23 protein-coding genes and 1 riboswitch are annotated in these 24,868 nt (G+C 66.0%); of the genes, 9 read left to right on the top strand and 14 right to left on the bottom strand.

Annotation, left to right across the window (positions count from 1 at the left end; translation table 11 throughout):
* Nucleotides 1-134: 134 nt before the first annotated feature.
* The 4 genes from LQK81_RS02180 to LQK81_RS02165 form a co-directional block, all read right to left on the bottom strand.
* A complete protein-coding gene (locus tag LQK81_RS02180) occupies nucleotides 135-1,928 on the bottom strand; it encodes a GGDEF domain-containing protein (RefSeq protein WP_230803030.1) in 1,794 nt (597 codons plus the stop codon).
* Between the two features lie 126 nt (nucleotides 1,929-2,054).
* Nucleotides 2,055-2,492: an EamA family transporter gene (locus LQK81_RS02175; protein WP_230803029.1), complete on the bottom strand. Its 438-nt coding sequence runs from the start codon at nucleotides 2,490-2,492 to the stop codon at nucleotides 2,055-2,057.
* A complete protein-coding gene (gene crcB / locus LQK81_RS02170; protein ID WP_230803028.1) occupies nucleotides 2,489-2,875 on the bottom strand; it encodes a fluoride efflux transporter CrcB in 387 nt (128 codons plus the stop codon). Before crcB ends, LQK81_RS02175 begins: the two co-directional genes overlap by 4 nt.
* Before the next feature lie 89 nt (nucleotides 2,876-2,964).
* Nucleotides 2,965-3,026, bottom strand: a riboswitch (Fluoride riboswitch).
* A 55-nt stretch (nucleotides 3,027-3,081) separates the two neighbouring features.
* On the bottom strand, nucleotides 3,082-3,633 hold the full coding sequence (locus LQK81_RS02165) for an HdeD family acid-resistance protein (protein ID WP_230803027.1): 552 nt from the start codon (nucleotides 3,631-3,633) through the stop codon (nucleotides 3,082-3,084).
* 150 nt (nucleotides 3,634-3,783) lie between these two features.
* Here LQK81_RS02165 and betI point away from each other — a divergent pair, with 150 nt between their 5' ends.
* The 4 genes from betI (at nucleotide 3,784) to betA (ending at nucleotide 9,393) form a co-directional block, all read left to right on the top strand.
* Complete coding sequence (betI, locus tag LQK81_RS02160; protein ID WP_230803026.1) at nucleotides 3,784-4,491, top strand: transcriptional regulator BetI; 708 nt, start codon at nucleotides 3,784-3,786, stop codon at nucleotides 4,489-4,491.
* A gap of 57 nt (nucleotides 4,492-4,548) precedes the next feature.
* Nucleotides 4,549-6,078, top strand: a complete 1,530-nt coding sequence (betC, locus tag LQK81_RS02155; protein WP_230803025.1) for a choline-sulfatase — start codon at nucleotides 4,549-4,551, stop codon at nucleotides 6,076-6,078.
* Nucleotide 6,079: 1 nt separating this feature from the next.
* Nucleotides 6,080-7,543: a betaine-aldehyde dehydrogenase gene (gene betB / locus LQK81_RS02150; RefSeq protein ID WP_230803024.1), complete on the top strand. Its 1,464-nt coding sequence runs from the start codon at nucleotides 6,080-6,082 to the stop codon at nucleotides 7,541-7,543.
* A gap of 197 nt (nucleotides 7,544-7,740) precedes the next feature.
* On the top strand, nucleotides 7,741-9,393 hold the full coding sequence (betA, locus tag LQK81_RS02145) for a choline dehydrogenase (RefSeq protein WP_230803023.1): 1,653 nt from the start codon (nucleotides 7,741-7,743) through the stop codon (nucleotides 9,391-9,393).
* A 21-nt stretch (nucleotides 9,394-9,414) separates the two neighbouring features.
* On the opposite strand, the gene LQK81_RS02140 is transcribed toward betA, so the two are convergent.
* From LQK81_RS02140 to LQK81_RS02105, 8 genes are all read right to left on the bottom strand, one after another.
* Nucleotides 9,415-9,714, bottom strand: a complete 300-nt coding sequence (locus LQK81_RS02140; RefSeq protein ID WP_230803022.1) for a type II toxin-antitoxin system RelE/ParE family toxin — start codon at nucleotides 9,712-9,714, stop codon at nucleotides 9,415-9,417.
* Nucleotides 9,711-10,001: a YlcI/YnfO family protein gene (locus LQK81_RS02135; RefSeq protein WP_230803021.1), complete on the bottom strand. Its 291-nt coding sequence runs from the start codon at nucleotides 9,999-10,001 to the stop codon at nucleotides 9,711-9,713. The genes LQK81_RS02140 and LQK81_RS02135 overlap by 4 nt, the downstream gene beginning before the upstream one ends.
* A gap of 65 nt (nucleotides 10,002-10,066) precedes the next feature.
* On the bottom strand, nucleotides 10,067-10,549 hold the full coding sequence (locus tag LQK81_RS02130; protein ID WP_230803020.1) for a DUF6644 family protein: 483 nt from the start codon (nucleotides 10,547-10,549) through the stop codon (nucleotides 10,067-10,069).
* A gap of 9 nt (nucleotides 10,550-10,558) precedes the next feature.
* Nucleotides 10,559-10,942, bottom strand: coding sequence for a DUF6152 family protein (locus tag LQK81_RS02125; protein WP_230803019.1), 384 nt, complete (start codon nucleotides 10,940-10,942; stop codon nucleotides 10,559-10,561).
* Between the two features lie 177 nt (nucleotides 10,943-11,119).
* On the bottom strand, nucleotides 11,120-12,151 hold the full coding sequence (locus LQK81_RS02120) for a sulfate/molybdate ABC transporter ATP-binding protein (protein WP_230803018.1): 1,032 nt from the start codon (nucleotides 12,149-12,151) through the stop codon (nucleotides 11,120-11,122).
* 16 nt (nucleotides 12,152-12,167) lie between these two features.
* Nucleotides 12,168-13,022, bottom strand: a complete 855-nt coding sequence (cysW, locus tag LQK81_RS02115; RefSeq protein WP_230803017.1) for a sulfate ABC transporter permease subunit CysW — start codon at nucleotides 13,020-13,022, stop codon at nucleotides 12,168-12,170.
* On the bottom strand, nucleotides 13,012-13,872 hold the full coding sequence (gene cysT, locus LQK81_RS02110; RefSeq protein WP_230803016.1) for a sulfate ABC transporter permease subunit CysT: 861 nt from the start codon (nucleotides 13,870-13,872) through the stop codon (nucleotides 13,012-13,014). The genes cysW and cysT overlap by 11 nt, the downstream gene beginning before the upstream one ends.
* Before the next feature lie 23 nt (nucleotides 13,873-13,895).
* Nucleotides 13,896-14,915, bottom strand: a complete 1,020-nt coding sequence (locus LQK81_RS02105) for a sulfate ABC transporter substrate-binding protein (RefSeq protein ID WP_230803015.1) — start codon at nucleotides 14,913-14,915, stop codon at nucleotides 13,896-13,898.
* 547 nt (nucleotides 14,916-15,462) lie between these two features.
* On the opposite strand from LQK81_RS02105, the gene LQK81_RS02100 reads away from it, so the two are divergent.
* From LQK81_RS02100 to LQK81_RS02085, 4 genes are all read left to right on the top strand, one after another.
* Nucleotides 15,463-16,212: a phosphoadenylyl-sulfate reductase gene (locus LQK81_RS02100; RefSeq protein WP_230803014.1), complete on the top strand. Its 750-nt coding sequence runs from the start codon at nucleotides 15,463-15,465 to the stop codon at nucleotides 16,210-16,212.
* Nucleotides 16,213-16,255: 43 nt separating this feature from the next.
* On the top strand, nucleotides 16,256-17,209 hold the full coding sequence (gene cysD, locus LQK81_RS02095) for a sulfate adenylyltransferase subunit CysD (RefSeq protein ID WP_230803013.1): 954 nt from the start codon (nucleotides 16,256-16,258) through the stop codon (nucleotides 17,207-17,209).
* Nucleotide 17,210: 1 nt separating this feature from the next.
* Nucleotides 17,211-18,689, top strand: coding sequence for a sulfate adenylyltransferase subunit CysN (cysN, locus tag LQK81_RS02090; protein ID WP_230803012.1), 1,479 nt, complete (start codon nucleotides 17,211-17,213; stop codon nucleotides 18,687-18,689).
* A 259-nt stretch (nucleotides 18,690-18,948) separates the two neighbouring features.
* Nucleotides 18,949-19,956 carry a D-alanyl-D-alanine carboxypeptidase family protein gene (locus LQK81_RS02085; RefSeq protein WP_230803011.1) on the top strand — a complete coding sequence of 336 codons (1,008 nt, stop codon included), beginning with the start codon at nucleotides 18,949-18,951 and terminating at the stop codon, nucleotides 19,954-19,956.
* A 156-nt stretch (nucleotides 19,957-20,112) separates the two neighbouring features.
* On the opposite strand, the gene LQK81_RS02080 is transcribed toward LQK81_RS02085, so the two are convergent.
* Nucleotides 20,113-21,504, bottom strand: a complete 1,392-nt coding sequence (locus tag LQK81_RS02080; protein ID WP_230803010.1) for a calcium-binding protein — start codon at nucleotides 21,502-21,504, stop codon at nucleotides 20,113-20,115.
* Between the two features lie 191 nt (nucleotides 21,505-21,695).
* Nucleotides 21,696-23,642, bottom strand: a complete 1,947-nt coding sequence (locus LQK81_RS02075) for a BTAD domain-containing putative transcriptional regulator (protein ID WP_230803009.1) — start codon at nucleotides 23,640-23,642, stop codon at nucleotides 21,696-21,698.
* Nucleotides 23,643-23,940: 298 nt separating this feature from the next.
* Between LQK81_RS02075 and LQK81_RS02070 the strand changes: the two genes are divergently transcribed.
* Nucleotides 23,941-24,696 carry a DUF1194 domain-containing protein gene (locus tag LQK81_RS02070; RefSeq protein WP_230803008.1) on the top strand — a complete coding sequence of 252 codons (756 nt, stop codon included), beginning with the start codon at nucleotides 23,941-23,943 and terminating at the stop codon, nucleotides 24,694-24,696.
* Nucleotides 24,697-24,868 lie beyond the last annotated feature (172 nt).

Here is a 24,868-nt window from a genome sequence, read left to right as displayed (position 1 = left end):
ACAGGCTTGAGCGGTCTGCCCCGACCCTACATGGACCGCTCAGGATAGGCCGCACCAGCGCTGTGTGTGTACCGCTGGCCGGCCGAAAGAGGGCGGGTCCGTGGCCGGGCCCGCCCTTCCTTCGTGTCATAGACTCATCCGGCGACGTGCGGGCCGGCGCCGAAGAGGACGATGCCGTCCTTGCTCGTCTTCGCCTGTCCCTTGAGCGTGGCGATGCGGGCGCTGATCTGCTGCGGGTCTGCGACCAGTTCCTCCTCGGGAACGACCAGCACCACCGCCGAACAGCGCATCAGCGGAAAGTTTCGCTCGTTTCCGTCGCGGTCGTGGCCGCGGATCACGCCGGCGAGCAGGTCCGCCGGCGCATAGAGCTGCCGGGCCTCGTGGGCGAAATCGCCGAGCAGGCGCTCGATCAGTTCGCGCACGGCGCCGACGTCGCGACCGGAGACGCCGGCAAAGAAATCGTCGCCGCCGAGATGGCCGATGAACACGTCCTCGCCGATGAAGTGACGGCGCAGCAGCGAGGCGAACTGCAGGATGGCGCGGTCGCCCATCTGGAAGCCGTAATGGTCGTTGAACGGCTTGAAGTTGTCGAAGTCGAAATAGCAGAAGCAGCGCAGCTGGTCGCCGTCGAGCGTCCGGTCCTGCAGGTAGTCGTGGATCGAGCGATTGCCGGGAAGCCCGCTCAGCGGGTTCTGGTCCTCGGCATTCTTCAATTGCTTCTCGCTGATGATCTTCAGGAGCGAGGAGGCGCTGAGGATGCCGGCGTAGCGCATGTTCTCCGTCAGGATCACGCATTCGCTGCCGCCCATGTCGGCGAAGATGGAGAGCAGTTGCTCGGCCGGGGTCTCGAGGTCAGCGACGGGCGCCATGGTGGAGAAATGCGACAGGCTCTTCTGGTAGATCTTGTTCTTCAGGAGATCACGGCCGAACGGATGGTAGCTGAGTTCGCGGACATGGTATTCGTGCAGGATGCCGCGCGGCTCGTCATTGGCGTTGAGCACCGGGAAGAAAGTGCGCCGCGGATCCCGGCGGAAGAGCTCGAAGACGGATTCCAGGCTGTCGCCCTCGTGGACGGCCGGCAGGTGCTCGATCTGGCGGCGGATGAGGATGCTGTCGAGCGAGGCCGAGCTGCGCCGGCCGGTTGCCGCGCGCGCCACCGGCGCATAGACCGACTGCAGGGCGGACATGTCGGTCTGCGGGCGGGCGATGTACCAGCCCTGCACCAGATCGCAGCCGCAATCGCGGCAGGCGACGAATTCCGCTTCCGTCTCCACGCCCTCGGCGATCACCCGGATGCCCAGCACATGGGCAAGGTTGACCGTGCTCTTGACCAGATGGCGCTTGCGGGCATCGGCGTCGAGGCCGGACATGAAGTGCCGGTCGATATCGAACGGGTGGTCGCACAGCGCCTTCATGCCGCTGTGGCCGGCGCCGAAATCGTCGATGGCGAGCTTGAAGCCTTCCTGGCGCAGGCGCGCGATCAGGGTGCCGAACGCGGGCATGCTGCCATTGTCGAAGCGCTCCGAGATCTCGAAGCAGATGGAGGAGGCCGGGATGCCGGCCCGTTTCAGGTGGCCCGACAGGCGGTCGACGACGTCGGAGGCGTCGGTGACGAGGCGGGAATCGAGGTTGACGAACAGGGTGCGGCTGGCGAAGTCCGGCAGGGCGGCGAAGGCGGCGAGCGCCCGGCTGTTGACCATGTGCTCCAGCGCCAGCAACTGCCCGGCCTCGTGCGCCCGGTCGAGAAGATCGAGCGGCGAGGCAAAGCCGAGCCGGTCGTGGCCGCGCATGAGGGATTCATAGCCGAACACAGCGCCCGAGGCCGTCTCCACGATCGGCTGGAACGCCGTCTCGATCACGAGCTTGGCAAGCGTGACAATCTGATCGTCGCCGAAGCGGCGCAGGGAGATCATTTCGGCGGCGGACATGGATCGGAAGCTCCGGGTCATCACATTGCGGCCCGACTCTTCTGTATCGAATCTGAACATTCCCTTTATGCAACGTGACAGTTTGATGAAACTTCAATGACTGCAAAGGGTTAAGTAAAGTTTCCTTCAAATGCGAAGCGTCAGCATGATGGCGCCGGCGGCGATCATGCAGACCGCCAGCCAATGCGCCAGCGAGAGGCGTTCGCCGAGGAAGATCGCCGCGAACGCCGCCACCAGAACCACGCTCAGCTTGTCGACGGGGGCGACCCGGGAGGCGTCTGCGAGCTTGAGTGCGCGGAAATAGCAGAGCCACGACGCGCCGGTCGCAAGGCCGGAGAGGACGAGGAACAGCCAGCTTTTCGGCGATACGGTCGAGGGCGCCTGCCAGCCGCCCGTCACCTGCAGGATGAAGGCGATCGAGACGAGGATGACGAGCGTGCGGATGAAGGTGGCGAAATCGGACCCGACGCCCTCGATGCCGACCTTGGCGAAGATCGCCGTCAGCGCCGCGAAGACCGCCGAGCCGATGGCCCAGAATTGCCAGGAAAGCAGGAGCGGCTTCACGTCAGGCTCACCGGGACGAGGCGTGCGAGAAACAGGCCGGCCGCGACGGCTGCGAGCGAAAGCACCACGCTCGACAGCACGTAGACGAGCGCGTGGCCGATATTGCCGCGCTCCCACAGCACGGCGGAATCGAGGGCGAAGGCGGAGAACGTGGTGAAGCCGCCGAGGATGCCGGTGGTCAAAAACAGCCGGGCTTCCTGCGGCAGGTGGCCACGAAAGGCGAAATAGCCGGCGAGCAGGCCCATCGCCATGCAGCCGAGGATGTTGACGATCAGCGTTCCCAGCGGAACGCCGCTGCCGAACAGGCGCGCGGCCAGCACATTGACGCCATGGCGGCCGGCGCCGCCGACCCCTGCCCCGAGAAACACGATGAGATAGTTCATGTCGTCACCTTTCCACGATGTGGCGGCAACGGAAACCACCCAAGAGCGGCTGCTGGTCGCAGGCCTGCACCGGGCGACCTTCCGGTCTGCCGCTGGCAGGAGCTATCAGCCGTTATGGCGGTTGTCGGGGAGCTCCATCCCCATCACACGCAAAATTCCTATCGCGGATCCGGCGGCGCTGTCAAACCGCAGCGCCGCCGGAATTCCTATGCCTTGCGCAGCGCCAGGCCGAAGCCGATCAGCGCCCAGCCCTGCATGGCGAGATCGAAGGCGAGAAACAGGCCGAGCAGCCACAGGCTGTTCACCGGCCAGCCGATCAGGAAGACGAGACCGGCGAGCGCGGTCACGATGCCGCCTGCCAGCAGCCAGCCCCAGCCGCCCTCCTGGCGGGCCCGCATCGCCACCCAGATGCGGAACAGGCCGGAGATGATCAGCGCCCAGGCCATGAGCAGCGTCAGCACCTTGGCGGTGAGCAGGGGATTGCTGAAGGCGAGCACGCCGGCGGCCAGATAGAGCAGCGCGCTCAGCACCCAGTAGATCGTGTCCTTCCAAGCCTTCACCTGGAAGGCATGGGCGAGATAGACGGCACCGCCGACGATCATCAGCATGCCGACATAATAGACGGTGACGGCGGTGGCCCAGAGAAGGTTGCCCGCGGCGATGAAGCCGAAGACGAGGAGCGCGAAGCCGAGGGCGACGAACCAGCCCCACTTGCCGCGCACTTCCGAAAGACGCGGTATTGACGAATGCACAGCCATGACGACCCCCCGATAGCTGAAACAAAACAATTCGATAGTATCACGAAATCGGCGGTTGTCATCGCCTGCGGGATACGCGCCGGTATCGATCAGATTTTTATTGATTGGCCAGTCAATTAAAAATAACATCACGGCAAAGGGAGACAGGCCTTGCCGAAAGTCGGAATGGAACCGGTGCGCCGCAGGGCGCTGATGGATGCGACGTTGAAGGCGGTCGGCGACCACGGCTCGCTGGCCGTCACCATGTCGGAGATCGCCCGCCATGCCGGCGTCTCGCCGGCGCTGGCGCACCACTATTTCGGCTCCAAGGAACAGTTGCTGCTCGCCACGATCCGGAACCTTCTCCAGCAATTGCGCGACGATGCGGTGAAAGCCGTCCAGGCCGTTCACACGCCGCGCGAGAAGCTGTCGGCGATCATCCGCGTCAGTTTCCACGCCGACCAGTTCGCGCCCGAGACGATCGCCGCCTGGCTCGCCTTCTATGCCGAGGCGCAGCGATCGGAGGAGACCCGGCGCCTGCTCGTGCTCTATGCCCGGCGCCTGCGCTCGAACCTCGTCGCCCGGCTTGCCACGCTCTGCCCGCGCGAGGACGCCGTCCGCATCGCCGAAGGGGCCGCCGCGATGATCGACGGGCTCTACATCCGCCAGGGCCTCAGGGCCGCCCCGATCAGTGCGGCCGCATCGATCGCGCTGACCGAGGACTACCTGGAGGCGCAGTTGCGGGTGGTCGGGGGCACGGCCTCCGGTGCTGCCCCTCATCCGCCTGCCGGCACCTTCTCCCCGCAAGCGGGGAGAAGGACGGATACGGCACCCTCGCCTTCTGCAGTCCCCTCTCCCCGCTTGCGGGGAGAGGGTTAGGGTGAGGGGCAATCTCTCATCCACCACGCTCTCCCTCACCCCAAGGAACCGCACGCCGTGACCGCCAGAAAGCCCAATATCCTGATCATCATGGTCGACCAGTTGAACGGAAAGCTGTTTCCGGACGGGCCGGCGGCGTTTCTGCATGCCCCGCATATCAAGGCGCTGGCGAAGCGCTCGGCGCGGTTTGCCAACAACTACACTTCCTCGCCGCTCTGTGCGCCTGCGCGTGCCTCGTTCATGGCCGGGCAACTGCCGAGCCGTACGCGCGTCTATGACAACGCCGCCGAATACGTCTCCTCGATCCCCACCTTTGCCCATCACCTGCGCCGGGCCGGCTACTACACGGCGCTGTCGGGCAAGATGCACTTCGTCGGCCCCGATCAGTTGCACGGCTTCGAGGAGCGGCTGACGACCGACATCTACCCGGCCGATTTCGGCTGGACGCCGGACTACCGCAAGCCCGGCGAGCGGATCGACTGGTGGTACCACAACATGGGCTCGGTGACCGGCGCGGGCGTCGCCGAGATCACCAACCAGATGGAGTATGACGACGAGGTTGCCTTCCTCGCCAACCAGAAGCTCTATCACCTCGCCCGTGAGAGCGACGACGAGGCCCGCCGCCCCTGGTGCCTCACCGTTTCCTTCACCCATCCGCACGACCCCTATGTGGCGCGGAAGAAATACTGGGACCTCTACGAGGATTGCGAGCATCTGACGCCGGACGTCGGCATGCTGGAGACGCAGGACCCGCATTCGCAGCGCATCCTGCAGTCCTGCGACTATGCGGGCATGTCGATCACCGAAGAGGACGTCCGCCGCTCGCGCCGGGCCTATTTCGCCAACATCTCCTATCTCGACGACAAGGTCGGCGAACTGGTCGACACGCTCGAGCGGACGCGGATGCTCGATGACACGCTGGTCCTGTTCTGCTCCGACCACGGCGACATGCTCGGCGAGCGCGGGCTGTGGTTCAAGATGACCTTCTTCGAGGGCTCGGCGCGGGTGCCGCTGATGATCGCCGGCCCCGGCGTCGCCCCCGGCCTGCACCTCGCCCCCGTCTCCAACCTCGATGTGACGCCGACGCTCTGCGATCTCGCCGGGATCTCGATGGAAGAGGTGATGCCGTGGACGGACGGCGAGAGCCTTGTGCCCGTCATCAACGGGGCGGAGCGGACGACGCCGGTGCCGATGGAATATGCGGCGGAAGCCTCCTACGCGCCACTCGTCGGCATCCGCGAGGGCAAGTGGAAATACATCCACTGCGAACTCGACCCGGAACAGCTCTACGACCTTTCCGCCGACCCGCTGGAACTGAACAATCTCGCGACTTCGGACAATCCCGTCATCCGGGCGACACTGGAGGCGTTCAGGCAGATGCGTGAGGCGCGCTGGGACATGGAGGCCTTCGACCAGGCCGTGCGCGAAAGCCAGGCGCGACGCTGGGTCGTCTACGAGGCGCTGCGCAACGGCGCCTACTACCCCTGGGACCACCAGCCGCTGCAGAAGGCCTCCGAACGCTACATGCGCAACCACATGAACCTCGACAACCTCGAGGAAACCAAACGCTACCCGCGGGGAGAATGAGATGAGAGCCCAGCCGAAAGCCAGCCACTTCATCGACGGCGCATATGTCGAGGACACCGCCGGCACGCCGTTCGAGAGCCTCTATCCCGCCACCGGCGAGGTGATCGCCAAGCTGCATGCGGCAACGCCTGACATCGTCGAGAAGGCGATCGCCTCTGCCAAGCGCGCGCAGCCGGAATGGGCGGCGATGAGCCCGACGGCGCGCGGCCGCATCCTCAAGCGCGCCGCCGAGATCATGCGCGAGCGAAACCGCGCACTTTCCGAGCTTGAGACGCTCGACACCGGCAAGCCGATCCAGGAGACGATCGTCGCCGATCCGACCTCCGGCGCCGACAGCCTCGAATTCTTCGGCGGCATCGCGGCGGCCGGGCTGAACGGCGACTACATTCCGCTCGGCCAGGATTTCGCCATCACCAAGCGGGTGCCGCTCGGCGTCTGCGTCGGCATCGGCGCCTGGAACTATCCGCAGCAGATCGCCTGCTGGAAAGCCGCTCCGGCGCTCGTCTGCGGCAATGCCATGGTGTTCAAACCGTCCGAGAATACCCCGCTCGGAGCCTTGAAAATCGCCGAGATCCTGATCGAGGCCGGTCTGCCGAAGGGGCTGTTCAACGTCATCCAGGGGGACCGGACGACCGGGCCGCTGCTCGTCAATCACCCTGATGTCGCCAAGGTGTCGCTGACGGGATCGGTGCCGACCGGCAAGAAGGTGGCGGGGGCGGCTGCGTCGTCGCTGAAGCACGTGACGATGGAGCTCGGCGGCAAGTCGCCGCTGATCGTCTTCGACGACGCCGATCTCGAAAGCGCCATCGGGGGCGCGATGCTCGGCAATTTCTATTCGACCGGGCAGGTCTGCTCGAACGGCACCCGCGTCTTCGTGCAGAAGGGCATCAAGCAGAAATTCCTGTCGCGGCTGAAGGAGCGGACGGAGAAGATCGTCATCGGCGAGCCGCTGGACGAGGCGACGCAACTCGGCCCGATGGTGTCGAAGGCGCAGCGCGACAAGGTCATGGACTATATCGAAAAGGGCAAGGCCGAAGGTGCCACCCTTCTCACCGGCGGCGGCATCCCCAACCACGTCTCCGGCGAGGGCACCTACATCCAGCCGACCGTGTTCTCCGACGTCACCGACGAGATGACGATCGCGCGCGAGGAGATCTTCGGGCCGGTCATGTGCGTGCTGGACTTCGAGCATGAGGACGAGGTGATCGCGCGCGGCAATGCCACCGAATTCGGCCTCTCCGGCGGCGTCTTCACATCCGACATCACTCGCGCCCACCGCGTCGTCGACCGGTTGGAGGCGGGGACGCTGTGGATCAACACCTACAACCTCTGCCCGGTCGAGATCCCCTTCGGCGGCTCGAAGCAGTCGGGCTTCGGCCGCGAGAACTCGCTGGCGGCGCTGCAGCACTATTCGGAGCTGAAGACGGTGTACGTGGCGATGGGGCCGGTCGAGGCGCCGTATTGAGGGAAAAAGTCCCCTCCCCAACCCCTCCCCACAAGGGGGAGGGGCCAGACTGCCGAACCCGCCTTGGCCGAAGCAACCCCGCTTCAAGAAGAAGAAGCCGTGGGAACCGGACAGGGTGCGGCAGTTTAAGTCCCTCCCCCTTGTGGGGAGGGGTTGGGGAGGGGTTTGCGGGGACAGGAATTCAAAGGGCAAACGTCATGCAGCAGGCAGACTTCATCATCATCGGCTCCGGTTCGGCCGGCTCGGCGCTGGCCTATCGTCTTTCCGAGGACGGCAGGAACACCGTCATGGTGCTGGAATATGGCGGTTCCGACATCGGGCCGTTCATCCAGATGCCGGCAGCGCTTGCCTGGCCGATGAGCATGAAGCGCTACAACTGGGGCTATCTGTCCGAGCCCGAGCCGAACCTGAACAACCGGCGGATCACGGCACCGCGCGGCAAGGTGATCGGCGGGTCGTCGTCGATCAACGGGCTCGTCTATGTGCGCGGCCATGCGGAGGACTTCAACCGCTGGGAAGCGCTCGGCGCGCGCGGATGGGCCTATGCGGACGTGCTGCCCTACTACAAGCGCATGGAACACAGTCACGGCGGCGAAGAGGGCTGGCGCGGCACCGACGGGCCGCTGCATGTCCGGCGCGGGCCGGTGAGGAATCCGCTGTTCCGCGCCTTCGTCGAGGCCGGCAAGGAGGCCGGCTTCGAGCTCACCGACGACTATAACGGCTCCAAGCAGGAAGGCTTCGGGCTGATGGAGCAAACCGTCTGGCAGGGGCGGCGCTGGTCGGCGGCGAATGCCTATCTCAGGCCGGCGATGAAGCGGCCGAACGTCGAACTGGTGCGCTGCTTTGCCCGGAAGATCGTGATCGAGAACGGCCGGGCCGTCGGCGTGGAGATCGAGCGCGGCGGCAGGATCGAGGTAGTGCGGGCAAACCGCGAGGTGATCGTCTCGGCTTCCTCGTTCAACTCGCCGAAGCTTCTGATGCTGTCGGGCATCGGCCCGGCGCAGCACCTGAAGGATATGGGCATCGAGGTGAAGGTCGACCGGCCGGGCGTCGGCGCCAACCTGCAGGACCATATGGAGTTCTATTTCCAGCAGGTCTCGACCAAGCCGGTGTCGCTCTATTCCTGGCTACCCTGGTTCTGGCAGGGGGTGGCGGGCGCGCAATGGCTTCTGTCCAAGGGCGGGCTCGGCGCCTCCAACCAGTTCGAGGCCTGCGCCTTCCTGCGCTCCGCCCCGGGCGTGAGGCAGCCGGATATCCAGTACCACTTCCTGCCCGTCGCCATCTCCTACGACGGCAAGGCGGCGGCGAAGAGCCACGGCTTCCAGGTGCATGTCGGCTACAACCTGTCGAAGTCGCGCGGCAACGTGACCTTGCGGTCGGCCGATCCGATGGCCGATCCCGTCATCCGCTTCAACTATATGAGCCATCCGGAGGACTGGGAGAAGTTCCGCCACTGCGTGCGGCTGACGCGCGAGATCTTCGGCCAGAAGGCCTTCGATCCCTATCGCGGGCCGGAGATCCAGCCGGGCGAGAGCGTCCAGAGCGACGAGCAGATCGACGCGTTCCTGCGCGAGCACCTGGAGAGCGCCTACCACCCCTGCGGCACCTGCCGGATGGGCGACAGGAACGACCCGCTCGCCGTGGTCGACCCGGAAACGCGGGTGATCGGCGTCGAGGCCCTGCGGGTGGCGGACTCATCGATCTTCCCGCATGTGACCTACGGCAACCTCAACGGCCCCTCGATCATGACCGGCGAGAAGGCTGCCGACCACATCCTCGGCAAGCAGCCCCTGCCCCGCTCCAACCAGGGACCGTGGATCAACCCGCGCTGGGAGACGAGCGACCGGTGAGGCGACGAACGGCGAGGACGATCAGTGGTAGTCGTCCTCGCGCTGGTGGCGGACGGCGGCGATCGTCACAGAATCTTTGCCGTCTATCTTGAACAGCACGATGTAGCCGGACGAGCCGAACGGGACCAGAAGTTCACGAAGCAAAGGGTCGTCTCCGCCAGCCTTCCGGCAAGTGAAAGGGAACTGCCGCAGGACAGCCATCGACGATGTGATCGCTTCCAGCGCCCTTGATGCGGCTTGCTCGTCGCGATCAAGCATATAGGCGTAGAGACGCCTCAGATCCTGGCGCGCCTTCTCCGTCAGCTTGATCGCGTATCTCATTCGGATCGCTTCTCAGCGCGCTTCGCCTCCAGCATCTCTCGCAACTCACCGAGGACCTCCTCGGATGTATAATAGACGCCGGTCCGCCTTGCCTCTTCCAGCGAGGCCAGCCCGCGGGCAATGAACTCCGCCTGCGTCTTGCGGTACTCGACCTGCCGGCGGAGCGAACTCTCCACGAAGGAGGACAGCGTCTCGCCCTCCTTCAGCACGCTCTCGGCGGCTGCGCGCAGTTCGGGTTCGACGCGCAGCGATGGAATGGTGGCGGTCTTCGCGGATCCGGTCGGCATGGCGGCACCTCGTGCGTTGCAATTGCGATGCAGTATGGCCGAGGGCGGGGTTGCGATCAAGCCGGTCAGAGAAACCCGATCCAGCGGCCGGCGACGACGGCGGCGATCCAGACGAGGAGCGAGGCGGTGGCGCCGAGGCGGAGCATGGGGCCCGGCGCGCCGCCTTCCAGCACGGTCTTCCAGCCAGAGCCGCAATGGACGACGGCGACGTTGACGAGGCCAAGCGCGATCAGGCTGAGCTTGGCGAGGAAGGCGGGGTTGGCCGCATATTCGGCCGGCCGGACCGAGAACAGGCAGAGGCCGGTTGCGATGGCGAGCGCGAGGCCGGTGGCGGCGATCCGCGACAGGTAGGGCGCAACGGCTGCAAGCGGGACCGGCCGCGCCAGCCCGAGCAGCCGCAGGTCCAGCGCCAGGATCGCCCCGAACAGCATGCCGATCGACAGGATGTGCGCAGCGTTGACGAAGAGGTACAGCGTCGCCGATCCCTTCAGGGCCATCGCGAGTGCGGATCCCGCGATCCATCCCGGGAGCCAGTCCAGCGCCTGCATGCGCGCCGCCTAGTTCGTCCGGATCCGGTCGGGATAGATATCGAAGACCTTGCCGTTGACGGTGATGCGCACCGCCTTCATCCGCTTCTCGTTGCCATCGAGCGAGCGGTTGCCGAGCACGACGACCTCGTCGCCCGGCTTGGCCGAACCCTCGACGAAGCCCGCCCGCTGCGTCTGGCGCGGATTGCCGAGCTCGATCTTCCACAGACCGTCGCTCGTCGTCTCCACCTCCAACGCGGGATGCGGCGGGGCGATGGTGACCGTGCGGATCGTGCCGGTCAGTTCGGTCTGCTCTTCCTCGGCCCAGCCCCACCCGTGATGGGCGAGCGCTGCGGTGGCGGCGAAGACGACGGCGGCGGCGCCCGCCGTGAACACGGCGTTCCTCAGGTGCATGGCGCGTTCCTTTCCTTCCGATGGCTGGGACCATAGGTAGCGTACCTCCACTGGAAGGCGAACGGGATCACCATTGCTTGATCGGTTGCCCCCGGGCACGTGAACGGTGCCGGCCGGGGACTGACGGCGGAGGCGGAAGTCCTTGCGGGCCGCCGCCTCCGGCGGCCGGCAAGACCGTCAGTAGAACAGCTTCCAGCGGGTCGGACGGAAGGACAGGATCGAACCGTTCGAGGCGGCCGCTTCCAGCGGCACCTCGATCTCGACGTGACAGGGCTCCTGGGAGGAGCCGAGCTCGATCTCGGCGATGCGGGTGCCGGCGAGGCGGCGGCTGGAGGTGACGGGTCCGGTCATGCCCGGCCCCTCCTCGATCAGCGCGACGTCCTGCGGGCGGAAGAACAGGCGCGCCTCGCCGTCGCGCTGCGCCGTCAGCCCGGTCGGGGCGCCATGGAAATGCACAACGCCGCCCTCGACCCTGACCGGCAGGTTGGCGCTTTCGCCGATGAAGGAGAAGACGAAGGGCGAATTCGGCCGGTCGTAGACGTCGTCCGACGAGCCGACCTGCTCGATCTTGCCCTGGCTCATGACGACGACGCGGTCGGCGAGTTCCAGCGCTTCTTCCTGGTCGTGGGTGACGAAGACGGTGGTGTGGCCGGTGCGGTCGTGGAACTCGCGCAGCCAGCGGCGCAGTTCCTTGCGCACCTTGGCGTCGAGCGCGCCGAACGGCTCGTCGAGGAGGAGCACCTTCGGCTCGATCGCCATGGCGCGGGCGAGCGCCACGCGCTGGCGCTGGCCGCCGGAGAGCTGGTTGGGGAAGCGCTTTTCCAGGCCGGTCAGTTGCACCATGTCGAGCAGTTCCAGCGCGCGGCGACGGATCTCGGCCTTGGGCGGGCGCTGCCCCTTGGGGCGGACCTTGAGGCCGAAGGCGACGTTGTCGAGCACGCTCATGTGGCGGAACAGGGCATAGTGCTGGAACACGAAGCCGACGTTCCGTTCCTGCACCGACCGGTAGGAGGCGTCCTCGTTGCCGAAGAAGATGCGGCCCTGCGTTGGCTGTTCGAGGCCGGCGATCAGGCGCAAGAGCGTCGTCTTGCCCGAGCCGGAGGGGCCGAGCAAGGCGATCAGTTCGCCCGATTCGATCTTCAGCGAGACGTCGTGCAGAGCGGGGTAGAGGTCGAATTCCTTGCGGATCTTTTCAACGCGAATTTCCATGTGCGATCTGTTCTTCTCAGTGTTTCTGGCCGGCCGACAGTTCGGAACCGTAGCGGGTTTCAAGGACTGTGCGAAGCACGAGCGTCAGCAGCGCCAGGAGCGCCAGAAGCGATGCGACGGCGAAGGCGCCGACCACGTTGTAGTCGTTGTAGAGGATCTCGACATGCAGCGGCATGGTGTTTGTCAGGCCGCGGATATGGCCAGAAACGACCGAGACGGCCCCGAATTCGCCCATGGCGCGGGCGTTGCAGAGCAGCACGCCGTAGAGAAGCGCCCATTTGACGTTCGGCAGGGTGACGTACCAGAAGGTCTGCCAGCCATTGGCGCCGAGCGAGATCGCCGCCTCCTCGTCGCCGGTGCCCTGGTCCTGCATCAGCGGGATCAATTCGCGGGCGACGAAGGGAAAGGTGACGAAGATCGTCGCCAGCACGATGCCGGGCACGGCGAAGACGATCTGCATGCCATACGACTTCAGGATCGGTCCCAGGAAGGAATTGGCGCCGAACAGCAGCACGTAGACCAGGCCCGAGATGACCGGGGAAACCGAGAACGGCAGGTCGATCAGCGTGATCAGGAACGACTTTCCGCGAAACTCGAACTTGGCGATCGCCCAGGAGGCGGCGAGGCCGAAGAGAAGGTTTGCGGGAACGGCGATGGCGGCGACCAGCAGCGTCAGCCTGATCGCCTTCACGGCGTCTGGCTCCTGCAGGGCCAGAATATATTCCTCCCAGCCCTTGCTGAAGGCCTCGGTGAAGACGATCACCAGCGGCGTGAGGACGAAGAGGGAGAGGAAGGCGAGAACGGCTGCGATCAGCGTCCAGCGGACGGGCGCGCTTTCGGTGATCGGGTTCTTGAAGCGCTCATTGCTCATAGCCGAACCTCCGCCTGCTCCAGGCCTGGATGAAATTGATGAGGAACAGCATCAGAAACGAGATGATCAGCATGACGGTCGCGATCACCGTCGCCGCGCCATAGTCGAACTCCTCCAGCCGGATGACGATCAGAAGCGGAGCGATCTCGGAGACGAAGGGAATGTTGCCGGCGATGAAGATGACGGAGCCGTATTCGCCGATGCCGCGGGCGAGCGCGAGCGCGAAGCCGGTGAGGATCGCCGGCGTCAGGCCGGGCAGGATGACGCGGAAGATCGTCTGGAAGCGGCTGGCGCCGAGCGAGGCCGCGGCCTCCTCGACCTCCTGGCTGATCTCCTGCATCACCGGCTGCACCGTGCGCACGACGAAGGGCAGGCCGATCGCGATCAGCGCCACGACGATGCCGAGCGGCGAATAGGCCACCTTGATGCCCAGCGGCGCGAGCAGGCTGCCGATCAGGCCGTTCGGTGCATAGATCGCCGTCAGCGCGATGCCGGCGACGGCGGTCGGGATCGCGAATGGCAGGTCGACGACCGCGTCGACGATGCGGCGGCCGGGGAAATTGTAGCGCACCAGCACCCAGGCGGCAACGACGCCGAAGACGACGTTGACGACGGCGGCGATCAGCGCGGTCGAAAACGAGATCCTGAGTGCCGCCAGCGTGCGGGGATCGAGGACGAGGCGGAGAAAATCGGTCCACCCGAGAGAAGCCGAACGCCAGGCGAGAGCGGCCAGCGGAATGAGGATGATGAGCGTCAGGTAGGCCAGAGTAAACCCGAGCGTCAGTCCGAATCCCGGAATGACGCTCGGGTTTTTCCAGTGCCACCGCGCAGCGCTGCGGGCGGATGTCATGTGTTGATCGGTTCCCCTCGGTCTCAGTTGCCGGGCTTGTAGACCTGGTCGAAGATGCCGCCGTCACCGAAGAATTCGGGCTGCGCCTTCTTCCATCCGCCAAAGGCCTCGATCGTCACGAGTTCCAGCTTCGGAAACTTCTCCAGCAGCGCGGGATCGACGATGGACGGATCCGACGGGCGATAGAAGTTCTTGGCCGCGAGATTCTGGCCGTCCTTGCTATAAAGATACTCGAGATAGGCGTTGGCAAGCTTTTCCGTGCCCTTGGCCTCGGCATTGCCCTTCACCACGGCCACCGGCGGCTCGGCGTAGACGGAGATCGACGGGGCGACGATCTCGAATTCCTCCGGGCCGAGCTCCTCGAGCGCCAGCCAGGCCTCGTTCTCCCAGGCCAGCAGCACGTCGCCGATGCCGCGTTCGACGAAGGTGGTGGTGGAACCGCGCGCGCCGGTGTCGAGAACCGGAACGTGCTTGAACAGCGTGGTGACGTATTCGGTCACCTTGGCCTTGTCGCCGCCGAATTCCTTTTCGGCCCAGGCCCAGGCGGCAAGGAAGTTCCAGCGCGCGCCGCCTGACGTCTTCGGGTTCGGCGTGATCACCTGGATGTCGTCCTTGATCAGGTCGCCCCAGTCCTTGATGCCCTTCGGGTTGCCCTTGCGGACGAGGAAGACGATCGTCGACGAATAGGGCGTCGACTTGTTCGGAAGCAGCGTGCGCCAGTTTTCCGGGATCTTCTTGGAGTGCTCCGCAATGGCGTCGATGTCGGCCTCGAGCGCCAGCGTCACGACGTCGGCCTCCAGGCCGTCGATGACGGAGCGGGCCTGCTTGCCGGAACCGCCATGCGACTGCTGGATCGAGACGTCTTCGCCGGTCTCGGCCTTCCAGTGGGCGATGAAGGCGGTGTTGTACTGCTTGTAGAGTTCACGGGTCGGATCGTAGGACACATTCAGCAGCGTCGTTTGCGCCCAGGCGGCGGTGAGGCTGCCGGCAGCCAGGCCGAGGCCCAGGGCGACTGCGCTCAAGCGTTTGGAAATAATGGACATTTTCCACTCCCTCTTCGGTTTGTGAACAAACTCTATCTAGTCAGTAGAGTAAGTCAACATTGAAGGCGGACTTCGCAAAAGTGGTTCCCTGCGGCGCTTCGGACTGCAAAATCGTTCCCGTGGCCGGGGGTCCCGGCGACATGCTTCTGCCGCAAAAACGCCGCGACGCGAAACGCGACCGGCACCGAATTGGCCGGGCGGAAGCGGGTTTTCCACCGTCTCCCGGCCCGCAGGACGCGCATTGCCGCGGCACGGACCCCGCCACCTTAGGGCAGAAACCACGCCTGCGGAAGCCGCCGCATCGGGCGGCCATGGCCCCGTGACAATCCGGTCGCCGCCCGGAAACTGGCCCGGTGGCACTCCTGCGAGGCCTTGTGAGAACCCCTCCCCGGGACGGATGGCCTCGACCGCGGGGCGGCAGGATTTCTGTCATCGGCGCGAGATAGAGAGATATTTGCTCTAAGCCAGAACGAATGGAAATCCGTTTTTCTGTCCGCCCCGGAGCCCGCCTGCGATAATCCGGCCAACTTTGGACAGGGTCTTTTCCATGACTGCAATGACGGAACACAGCGCCGCCAGGACGCTCAACGAACAACTGGCCGAACTCGACCTCGCCGGGCGGCTCGCGCTCGTCGCCGGCCTCGGCGGCCGCACCGTCTTCACCACCAGCCTCGGCATCGAGGACCAGGTGATCACCGCCGAGATCGGCCTGAACCGCCTGCCGATCGACGTCGCCACGCTCGAGACCGGCCGCCTCTTCAAGGAGACGTCGGATCTGATCGGCGAGACCGAGGAGCGCTTCGGCATCGAGATCACCCGCTTCCACCCGCAGAAGGACGACCTGGACGCCTACATCGCCCAGTACGGCCTGAACGGCTTCTATGAAAGCGTCGAAGCCAGGCACGCCTGTTGTGGCGCGCGCAAGCTGAAGCCGCTTGCGCGTGCGCTCGAAGGGGCATCCTTCTGGATCACCGGCCTGCGCCGCGGCCAGTCCGGCAACCGGGCGGAGACGCCCTTTGCCGAGTACGACGCCGAGCGCAACCTGATCAAGGTGAACCCGCTTGCCGACTGGGACCTCGACACGATCAAGGCCTACGTCGCCGACAACGCCGTGCCGGTGAACCCGCTGCATGCGCGCGGCTATCCCTCGATCGGCTGCGAGCCGTGCACCCGTGCCATCAAGCCGGGCGAGCCCGAGCGCGCCGGCCGCTGGTGGTGGGAAAACGACGAGAAGCGCGAATGCGGTCTCCACGTTCCCGAGGCCGCCATCCCTTCGCTCAATTCCAGTTCGCTCTAAGGCCCTTTCCCCGGCCGAACAGATTTCCGGAGACCGTCAGAGAATGTCCGATATCCGCAACGAGGCGGAAGCCAAGGGTGCCGCCGCATCCAAGCCGCCGCTCGATCCCCATCTCAAGGCGCTCGAAAACGAGGCCATCCACATCTTCCGCGAGGTCGCCGCCGAGTTCGAACGGCCGGTGATGCTCTATTCGATCGGCAAGGATTCGTCGGTCCTTCTGCATCTCGCCCGCAAGGCCTTCCATCCCGGCCGCGTCCCCTTCCCGCTGCTGCACGTCAACACGGGCTGGAAGTTCGCCGAGATGATCGCCTTCCGCGACGAGATCGTGAAGCGCTACGACCTCGACCTGATCGAGCACGTCAACCCGCGCGGGGCGGCCGAGAACGTCACGCCGTTCACCCACGGCTCGGCCCGCTACACCGACATCATGAAGACCGAGGCGCTGCGCCAGGCGCTCGACGCCGGCAAGTACGACGCGGCCTTCGGCGGCGCGCGGCGCGACGAGGAGGCCTCGCGCGCCAAGGAGCGCATCTATTCGTTCCGCACCCCCGACCACCGCTGGGACCCGCGCAACCAGCGCCCGGAACTGTGGAACATCTACAACGGCATGATCAACCGCGGCGAGAGCGTGCGCGCCTTCCCGCTGTCGAACTGGACCGAGGTCGACATCTGGCGCTACATCCAGGCCGAGAACATCCCGATCGTGCCGCTCTACTTCGCCGAAAAGCGCCCCTTCGTGGAGCGCGACGGCATGATGATCCTCGCCGAGGACCCGCGGCTGGAGCTTCTGCCCGGCGAGACGAAGCAGGAGGGCGTCATCCGCTTCCGCACGCTCGGCTGCTTCCCGCTGACGGGCGCGATCCGCTCGACCGCGACGACGCTCGACGACATCATCACCGAGCTGGAGACCGCCACCGTCTCCGAACGCCAGGGCCGCGCGATCGACCGCGACCAGTCCGGCTCCATGGAAAAGAAGAAGCGCGAAGGGTATTTCTGAAATGACCGCATCGGCAACTGCAACCGTTAGCGCCTTCCCGGCCGTCGAGACCGAGCGCGTCACGCGCGATTCGCGCCCGCTGCGGCTTATCACCTGCGGCAGCGTGGATGACGGCAAGTCGACGCTGATCGGCCGCCTGCTCTGGGATACCAAGGCCGTCAAGGAAGACCAGGCGGCAACGCTCGCGCGCGATTCCTCCGGCAAGCAGAACGATCTCGGACTGCCCGATTTCGCGCTTTTGCTCGACGGCCTGCAGGCCGAGCGCGAACAGGGCATCACCATCGACGTCGCCTACCGCTATTTCTCGACCGACCGGCGCTCCTTCATCGTCGCCGACACGCCCGGCCACGAGCAGTATACCCGCAATATGGCGACCGGGGCCTCGACCGCCGACCTCGCCGTGCTCCTCGTCGATGCCCGCACCGGCATCCTGGAGCAGACGCGCCGGCACGCTACGATCGCGACGCTGATGGGCATCCGCCAGTTCGTGCTCGCCGTCAACAAGATCGACCTGACCGGCTACGACCGCGCCCGCTTCGAGGAGATCAGCCACGAGTTTAGGGAATTGGCGCTGTCGCTCGGCGTCAAGCAGATCACCGCGATCCCGGTCTCGGCGCTGAAGGGCGAGAACGTCGTCTATGACGGCCGCGCCGCCATGCCGTGGTACGAGGGTCCGACGCTGGTCGAGACGCTGGAGAAGGCCACCGCCCGCTCCAACCAGACGGTCGGCTTCCGCCTGCCCGTCCAGCGCGTCTCGCGCCCGGGCGAAAGCTTTCGCGGCTACCAGGGCACGGTCGCCGGCGGCGCGGTCAAGCCCGGCGACAGCGTCGTCGTCGTTCCCTCCGGCATGGTCGCCAACGTCAAGCAGATCGTCACCTTCGACCTCGTGCGCAATGCCGCCGTCGGCGGCGACGCGATCACGCTCGTCCTCGACCGGCAGGTCGACGTCTCGCGCGGCGACATGATCGTCTCGATCGACAGCCAGCCGATGACCGGGCGCAGCTTCGACGCCCAGATCGTCGCCCTGCAGCCGGAAGGCATCGAGCCCGGCAAGCGCTACTGGCTGAAGAGCGGCAGCCGCCGCCAGCGCGTCAGCGTCGCGCCGGTAAGCCAGCTCGACCTGAAGAGCGGTCACTGGACCGCGACCGACAGGCTCGCGATGAACGCCATCGGCAAGGTGGCGCTGTCCTTCGACGAGCAGGCGATCTTCGACACCTACGAGCAGAACCGCACGACCGGCGCCTTCATCCTGATCGATCCCGACACGCACAACACCGTCGCCGGCGGGATGATCACCGGCCGGCATTCCGAGCTTGGCGGCATCCACAAGGACGACGAGCGGGTGATCCTGTCGCTGCCGGCCGATCTCGCCGACAGGCTGATGGCGACCGAGATCTTCGCCAACCGCCGCCACGACGCGGACGTGCGCCACACCAGCGCCGGCCGCGCCGCCGAGATTCTCGCCGACCTCGACGAGTAGGCGGACGTTCCGGAACGCTTTGGCGGGGCCGCAGGTGCGGCCCCTCGCCTGAAGATCGACAAGAAACCGCCTGCAGCGCCGACGTTGCAGGCGGCATTTTTTGGGCCGGACCAGCGGGCAGGCTTCATCCTGCGAACGCGCCTCGCGCGCAGCAAATGCTTGTGCTCGCATCAAGCATCGTGGCATTAGGACGTCTTCCTTCCGGAGACGAGACATGATGAAAACCCGCATGGCCGGACGAGCGTTAAAAGGGCTTGTATTGACCGCATCCCTCCTTGCGTGGATGCCGGCGAATGCGACGCCCGTGCTCGTCGTGGACGCCGACAGCCGCCAGGTGCTCCATCAGGAGGATGCCGACGTGCAGTGGTATCCGGCCTCGACGGCCAAGCTGATGACGGCTCTCGTGGTGTTCGAGGCCCTTCAATCCGGCGAGGTGAGCCTGACGACGCCGGTCACCATGTCGCGCAATGCGATGAAACAGGCGTTTCTGGAGTCCGGCCTGACCGTCGGTCGCGCGATGACGCTCGAAGATGCGCTCTACGCCCTGATCACCGCTTCGGCGAACGACGTCGCGGTCGCGCTTGCGGAGGCGGTGTCCGCCGACGAGGCCTCCTTCGTCCGGCGCATGAACGACACGGCAGCACGCCTCGGTCTTACCGGCACCCATTTCTCCAATCCGAACGGCCTGTTCGACCGGAACACCTATTCGACCGCACGCGATCTGGCGATCCTCGGGCTGGAAGTGGACCGGACGTTTCCCGAATACCGGCGCTTCTTCCTGGCCTCGGCCGTCACGATCGACGGCAAGGAAATCAAGTCCAACAACCTGCTTCTGACCCGCTTCAGCGGCACCATCGGGATGAAGACCGGATTCCTGTGCGCCTCCGGACGAAACTTCGTCGGGCTTGCCACGCGCAACGGAAAGCGCGTCATGGTGGTCATCCTGGGCGCGACCACGGAACGCGAACGCAACGAACGCTCCGCGCAATATCTGACGCAGGCCTTCGAGGGCCGCCTGTCTTCCGCCGCCGGGCCCGTGGACAAGCTGCGAAACCGGACCGACGTCGCCCCGCAGGACATGCGCATCCGCCTCTGTACCGACAAGAGCGCGGCCTACGAGGCGAGCCGGGACGCCCTCTACCCGATGGGCCTTCCGGGCCATGAAACCTATCTGCGCGACCAGATCCCCGCACAGGTGCACGCAATCACGACCTGGGCCGACGACAAGGCCACGGACGTTCCGCTCCCCAAGCCACGCCCGTCCTGACCGCTGACGCCAACCGTTTCCACCAGACGGTCGGCGACAGCCTGTGGTCGGTGTTGAAGCGCGCCGCGATCCTTCGGATTCGTCTTGCGCGCTTCAAGTTGCTGTTGTTCAGCATGTCGCGCAAATCGCCATAGACCTTTGCGCGACATGCTCTCGTCAGACAAAGCTGAAGTCGTCGGCGGTCACGGTTGTGCGCGGGGTCAGCATCGCGAACGTCACCGCATCCGCATCGCCGGTCCCGTCCGCGTCGAACATGAGGCGGCCGGAGGCCTTGTGGTAGATGATGCGGTCGTCGGCATCGAGGGCCGCCTTGCCCCTGACGAAGGCATCCGGATCGAGGGCGCCGGTGGTCGTGCCCGTAAAGACGACGCTGTCCAGCCGGATCTCGTCGGTGCCGGAGGAGAAGTCGATGATCCAGTCGACATTGCCGCGGCCGGGCTTCGTGTCGAAGACGAAGGCATCGCTGCCCTTGCCGCCGATCAGAACGTCGCGGCCGGTTCCGCCGTCAAGCACATCGTCCCCCTTGCCGCCGCTCACGACATCGTTGCCCTTGCCGCCGTCGAGGATATCGTCGCCGGCGGCGCCGCGCAGGCGATCGTTGCCGGCCCCGCCTTCCAGCGTATCGCCGAAGTCACTGCCCGTGATGCGGTCGTTGCCGCCCAGGGCCGCGACCAGCACGGCATGGTCGTAGGCCTTGTAGCTGACGACGTCCTTCGCTCCGCTCAGGGTGACCGTCTCTGCCGGCGGCGCGACTGTGATGGTGATGGTGGCGTAGCCGCTATTGGCCTGGCCGTCGGTGGCGTAGACAGTGAAGGTGTCGGTGCCGGTGAAGCCTGCTTCGGCGGCATAGTCGAAGAGATTGCCGTTCAGGAAGGGATGATAGTGGAGGCTGTCGAAGTAGTGGCCCTGCGGAAAGGGATAGTGGCCCTCCTGAAACCGCGTCTCCTGCGACAGCGTCCCATGGTCCGGGCCGTCGACGACGACGAAGGACAACAGGTCGTAGTCGGCATCCGACGCGGCAAAGGCGACGTCGTCGAGCGTCTGCCCCGGCACAAGGGTGAAGCTCATGTCGGTGGTGACCGGCGCGTGGTTGATGAAGGGATCGGGCTTGAGAACGCCGTCCTCCAAGATGATCTCATGCCTGCCGTACTGGGTGTTCTGGCCGCCGAAATATTCGCTGGCGCCCTGCCAGGCCACGGTGATGTCGTCGGGGCTTTCGGCGGTCACCGACAGGATCTCGGTCGAGCGGTAGGCCGCCCGCGCGGACAGGGTGCGGATATAGTTGCCGTCGTTGTCGAAGACGATCGTGTCCACCGTCGTATATGTCTGGGTGCGGCCTTCATTGGTGAAGGTGGTGAGGGTGAAGAAGCCGTCGAAGACGTCGACGGAGGCGATGTCGATCGAGCCGAACGGGAAGTCGGCGACGGCGCCGACCGGCCCGTGGACCTCGCCGTCGCTCCCGGTGATGCGGAACAGGATCGCATCGGGGCTCTCGTTGTCGACGTCGTTCCAGACATCAAGCTCGCTGCCATTGCTCAAGGTGGGCATCGTGATTTCCTTCGCTCTGGGGAATCGGAGGGTGCGTGTCCTTGGACGGGCGCAGACTAACGGCGCGCGTCAGGCGATCAACCACCCAGATCGGGCGGGGCGGCCGGTTACCGGGCATGGGCAAATCTGTGCGGCGGCGGGACAGGGAGACGGGCTGGGAGAGACGAAGCGACGGATGGGACCGCCGCCCGTCAGACAAGTCCTGCTGCGCCAAGGCGCTCCGTCAGCCAGTCGCGGTAGCCCTCCGCGCGGGCCAGGAGGAGGCGCCGGAGGTATCGGCCATCGAGGGACGGCGCCGCCTGGCGGACATGGGCGACGTCCGCCTTCGCCCGCTCCGTCTCCCCGAGGGCCTCGTGCGCCGCCGCCCGCAGCAGGCGAGCCCAGTGATATTCCGGCAGGACCGCGAGGAAATGGTCGAGCCCGGCGACCGCCCGCTCGAACTCGCCGGACGACAGATGGGCGTCGGCACGGAAGAGAAACACCGGGTGATAGCCGGGGTTGATCTGGTCGGCCTGGTCGAAGGCCGCGTGCGCCTCCTCGACCCGGCCGGCACAGGTCAGCCCCGTGCCCAGCCAGGTGTGGAATTCGGCGTCGTTGGGATTGAGGTCGGTGGCGCGGCGGAGCGCATCGAGACCGGCGCGGATGTCGCCCAGATAGGTCTGCGCAAGGCCGAGGGCGCTCAGCAGATAGGGCTCGCGATCGTTCAGCCGGAGGCCGGCGAGCACGCGGTCGCGCGCCTGCCGGAAGGCCTCCTGCGGGTCTTCGGTCCAGCCGTTGAAGGCGCAGTGGAAATCGGCCCAGGCCAGGCTCTCGCGGACGAGCACATGGCGCGGATCGGCTTCGAGCAACCGGTCGCACAGCCGGCGCGCCAGCACCATCCCCGCCCTCGTCGGCCGCTGGATGTGATAGAACACCTGCAAATAGAGCTGTTCGGCGCCGGCATTCTCCTGCGGCTCGGCATCGGCGTCGCCGGCGGCATGCCACATCAGGATCTGGTACAGGCTGCCGACAATGGCGCGGATCAGCCTGTCCTGCCCGTCGGCGGCATCGAGCGCTGTCGCCGGATATCGGCGGCTCCAGATCTGCGTGCCGCTGAGCACGGAGACCAGTTGCACCAGCACCGCCCCGCCCTCCTGCGCGGCTTCGCAGGACAGTTCCACCACATAGGCCGCATTCACGCGGCGACCGATCTCCTCGATCGTGAGATCCTTCGTCCTCAACGCCAGCATCGTCGCCGCCGCGACCACCGAAACGGGCGAGAACCGTCCCAGTTCGGCGATCATCCGCCGCGTCAGCGTCTCCGTGACGCTGTCGAGGGCGTCGTTGCGGGAGAGATTGACCATCGGCAGGACGGCGACCCGCGGCCGGTTCTGCGCTGTGGGACTGTAGGCCGGCGGGCCGTCCGGGGCCAGGATGCCGCCGGCCTCGCCACGGATGTGGTCCACGAGTTTCCGCGTCTCGGGGTCCATCGGGACGCCGAGGCCGCTCTCCAGCAGCGCCTGCAGCGTATCGCAGTGGCGCAGGGCGCGGGCGCGCTCGCCGCGTTCGAGGTGGCCGCGCAGGATGACGCGGTGGGCGGGCTCGTGATAGGGATCGTGCAGCAGGGTGCAGCGGGCCGCAGCCAGCGCCTGCCCGGCATCGCCGGCCTTCTCCATCGCCACGGCAAAGGCCGTCAGGCAGTCGATCAGGCGGTCGCGGTGACGGTCGCGTTCGATGTGCAGCCACGTATCGAGCGTCTCGTCCTGGAAGCTCAGCCCCTCCAGGAACTCGCCGTCATAGCTGTCGCCGGACAGGTCCAGCCATCCGGTCGCGGTCGCTTCCGCAAGGGCATCGACATCGCAGGCGAGCGCGCCCTTCTCGATCCAGCCGGCGGCATGGTCGATCACGACGGGCGACGGGCCGTGGCCCTCGACGGCGTGGCGGATGGCGAAGAGGGCCTGCCTGAGGCTGTTTCGCGCATGCTCCTCGTTCTGCTCGGGCCACAGGAGGCCCGCGAGCTTCGAGCGCGGGACGGGCTTGCCGCCGGCCAGCGCCAGCATGGCGATCAGGACACGGTGCTTGCGTGACGGAATGGCGATGCTTTCGCCAGTCGGGGCGAGCAATTGGAACCGGCCATACAAGCGCAGTGAGAAGCTCATCCGGTCCTCGCAGAAAGCCCGAATCCCGTCCTTCATGTAACGCTAATTTAACGGCGCAAAAGCGGCAAGCTGGCATAGTCGGACCCTTATACCAACCTGCACTGATATTGACCGCTTGCGTGGGACCGCCTGCGGTCATCCGGCAAGGAGCATACCGCAGAGCGATGCCTCGGCATCGGTCGAGGATTGCGACGCTTCCGGTAGCCGACAGGCGGCCCACCCGGAGGGCCGGGCGCTTTCGGTCAATATCAGTGCAGGTTGGTATTACCAGGCTGAACGCGGGGGCAGAGGTTCGGGTATGATCAGAACACTTCTGGGGATGATGGTCGCATTGGGGATGACGGCCGCACCGGCCGCCGGTGCGGCCCCTTGCGTCGATCTGGCGCTGGTGCTGGCCATCGACGGATCCGGCAGCATCACGGATGACGAATTCGCCTTCCAGACGAGCGGGATCGCGACCGCGCTCCGCACCGGCGAGGTCGGCCATGCGCTGGCAGCGGCGGGCACGGTGGCGCTCTCGGCGATCTTCTGGGGCGACGGCGAATTCGCGGTGCAGAAGGTGCGCTGGCACGTCGTTCAGGGTGGCATCGGGCTGGAGGCGTTTGCCAGCGAGATCGAGCGGGCGCCGCGCACGGTCTACGGCAATACCGATATCGGCAGCGGGATCTGGAACGCGCTGGACATGCTGGCCGATCCGAAATTCTGCGCGGCCCGGACGCTGATCAACATCTCCGGCGACGGCCGGGAGACGATCGCACCCAAACGGCGGCAGGTCGCGTCGCTGCCCTCGGCGCGCCAGCGGGCGCAGAAGATGGGCGTCACCATCAACGCCCTGACGGTATCGGAGGACGTGCCGGACCTTGCCGCCTATTTCGAAAGGTCCGTGATCGTCGGCGCAGGCGCTTTCGTGATGGATGTCAGGCGCGGCAGCGATTTCACCGCGGCATTCAGGAGGAAGCTGGTGCGGGAGCTGTCACCGCAGGCGGTGGCCGCCCTTGAGGGGCACGGCGCCGGACGCTCTGGCGATCCGGCGCCGTGGTCGGCTCAGAAATAGAAATACCAGATCAGAAGCACGACGAAGAGCGGAACGCCCATCAACCACAGAAGCAATGCCCGAAGCATATTGTTCTCCCTTTGCAAAAACGCTGGGGAGAGAACGAGCGACCGGGCCCTTTGTTCCTTGGTGCCCCGACTGGTCCCTGGCGCCCCGCGTTTGCCCTGCCGCC

The organism is Rhizobium sp. GN54 (assembly GCF_021026345.1).
In the GTDB taxonomy this organism is placed as follows: Bacteria; Pseudomonadota; Alphaproteobacteria; order Rhizobiales; family Rhizobiaceae; genus Mycoplana.
The sequence above is the reverse complement of the archived record's forward strand: the minus strand, read 5'-3'. Positions and strand labels throughout refer to the sequence as shown.

Coding starts and splice junctions, on each gene's coding strand:
- LQK81_RS02125 (WP_230803019.1), bottom strand. CDS start 10,942: ATGCACCTGAGGAACGCCGTGTTCACGGCGGGCGCCGCCGCCGTCGTC.
- LQK81_RS02070 (WP_230803008.1), top strand. CDS start 23,941: ATGATCAGAACACTTCTGGGGATGATGGTCGCATTGGGGATGACGGCC.
- LQK81_RS02140 (WP_230803022.1), bottom strand. CDS start 9,714: ATGAGATACGCGATCAAGCTGACGGAGAAGGCGCGCCAGGATCTGAGG.
- cysD (WP_230803013.1), top strand. CDS start 16,256: ATGTCCGATATCCGCAACGAGGCGGAAGCCAAGGGTGCCGCCGCATCC.
- cysT (WP_230803016.1), bottom strand. CDS start 13,872: ATGACATCCGCCCGCAGCGCTGCGCGGTGGCACTGGAAAAACCCGAGC.
- LQK81_RS02165 (WP_230803027.1), bottom strand. CDS start 3,633: ATGGCTGTGCATTCGTCAATACCGCGTCTTTCGGAAGTGCGCGGCAAG.
- LQK81_RS02180 (WP_230803030.1), bottom strand. CDS start 1,928: ATGTCCGCCGCCGAAATGATCTCCCTGCGCCGCTTCGGCGACGATCAG.
- LQK81_RS02105 (WP_230803015.1), bottom strand. CDS start 14,915: ATGTCCATTATTTCCAAACGCTTGAGCGCAGTCGCCCTGGGCCTCGGC.
- LQK81_RS02120 (WP_230803018.1), bottom strand. CDS start 12,151: ATGGAAATTCGCGTTGAAAAGATCCGCAAGGAATTCGACCTCTACCCC.
- crcB (WP_230803028.1), bottom strand. CDS start 2,875: ATGAACTATCTCATCGTGTTTCTCGGGGCAGGGGTCGGCGGCGCCGGC.
- betB (WP_230803024.1), top strand. CDS start 6,080: ATGAGAGCCCAGCCGAAAGCCAGCCACTTCATCGACGGCGCATATGTC.
- LQK81_RS02080 (WP_230803010.1), bottom strand. CDS start 21,504: ATGCCCACCTTGAGCAATGGCAGCGAGCTTGATGTCTGGAACGACGTC.
- betA (WP_230803023.1), top strand. CDS start 7,741: ATGCAGCAGGCAGACTTCATCATCATCGGCTCCGGTTCGGCCGGCTCG.
- cysN (WP_230803012.1), top strand. CDS start 17,211: ATGACCGCATCGGCAACTGCAACCGTTAGCGCCTTCCCGGCCGTCGAG.
- LQK81_RS02135 (WP_230803021.1), bottom strand. CDS start 10,001: ATGCCGACCGGATCCGCGAAGACCGCCACCATTCCATCGCTGCGCGTC.
- LQK81_RS02130 (WP_230803020.1), bottom strand. CDS start 10,549: ATGCAGGCGCTGGACTGGCTCCCGGGATGGATCGCGGGATCCGCACTC.
- cysW (WP_230803017.1), bottom strand. CDS start 13,022: ATGAGCAATGAGCGCTTCAAGAACCCGATCACCGAAAGCGCGCCCGTC.
- LQK81_RS02075 (WP_230803009.1), bottom strand. CDS start 23,642: ATGAGCTTCTCACTGCGCTTGTATGGCCGGTTCCAATTGCTCGCCCCG.
- LQK81_RS02100 (WP_230803014.1), top strand. CDS start 15,463: ATGACTGCAATGACGGAACACAGCGCCGCCAGGACGCTCAACGAACAA.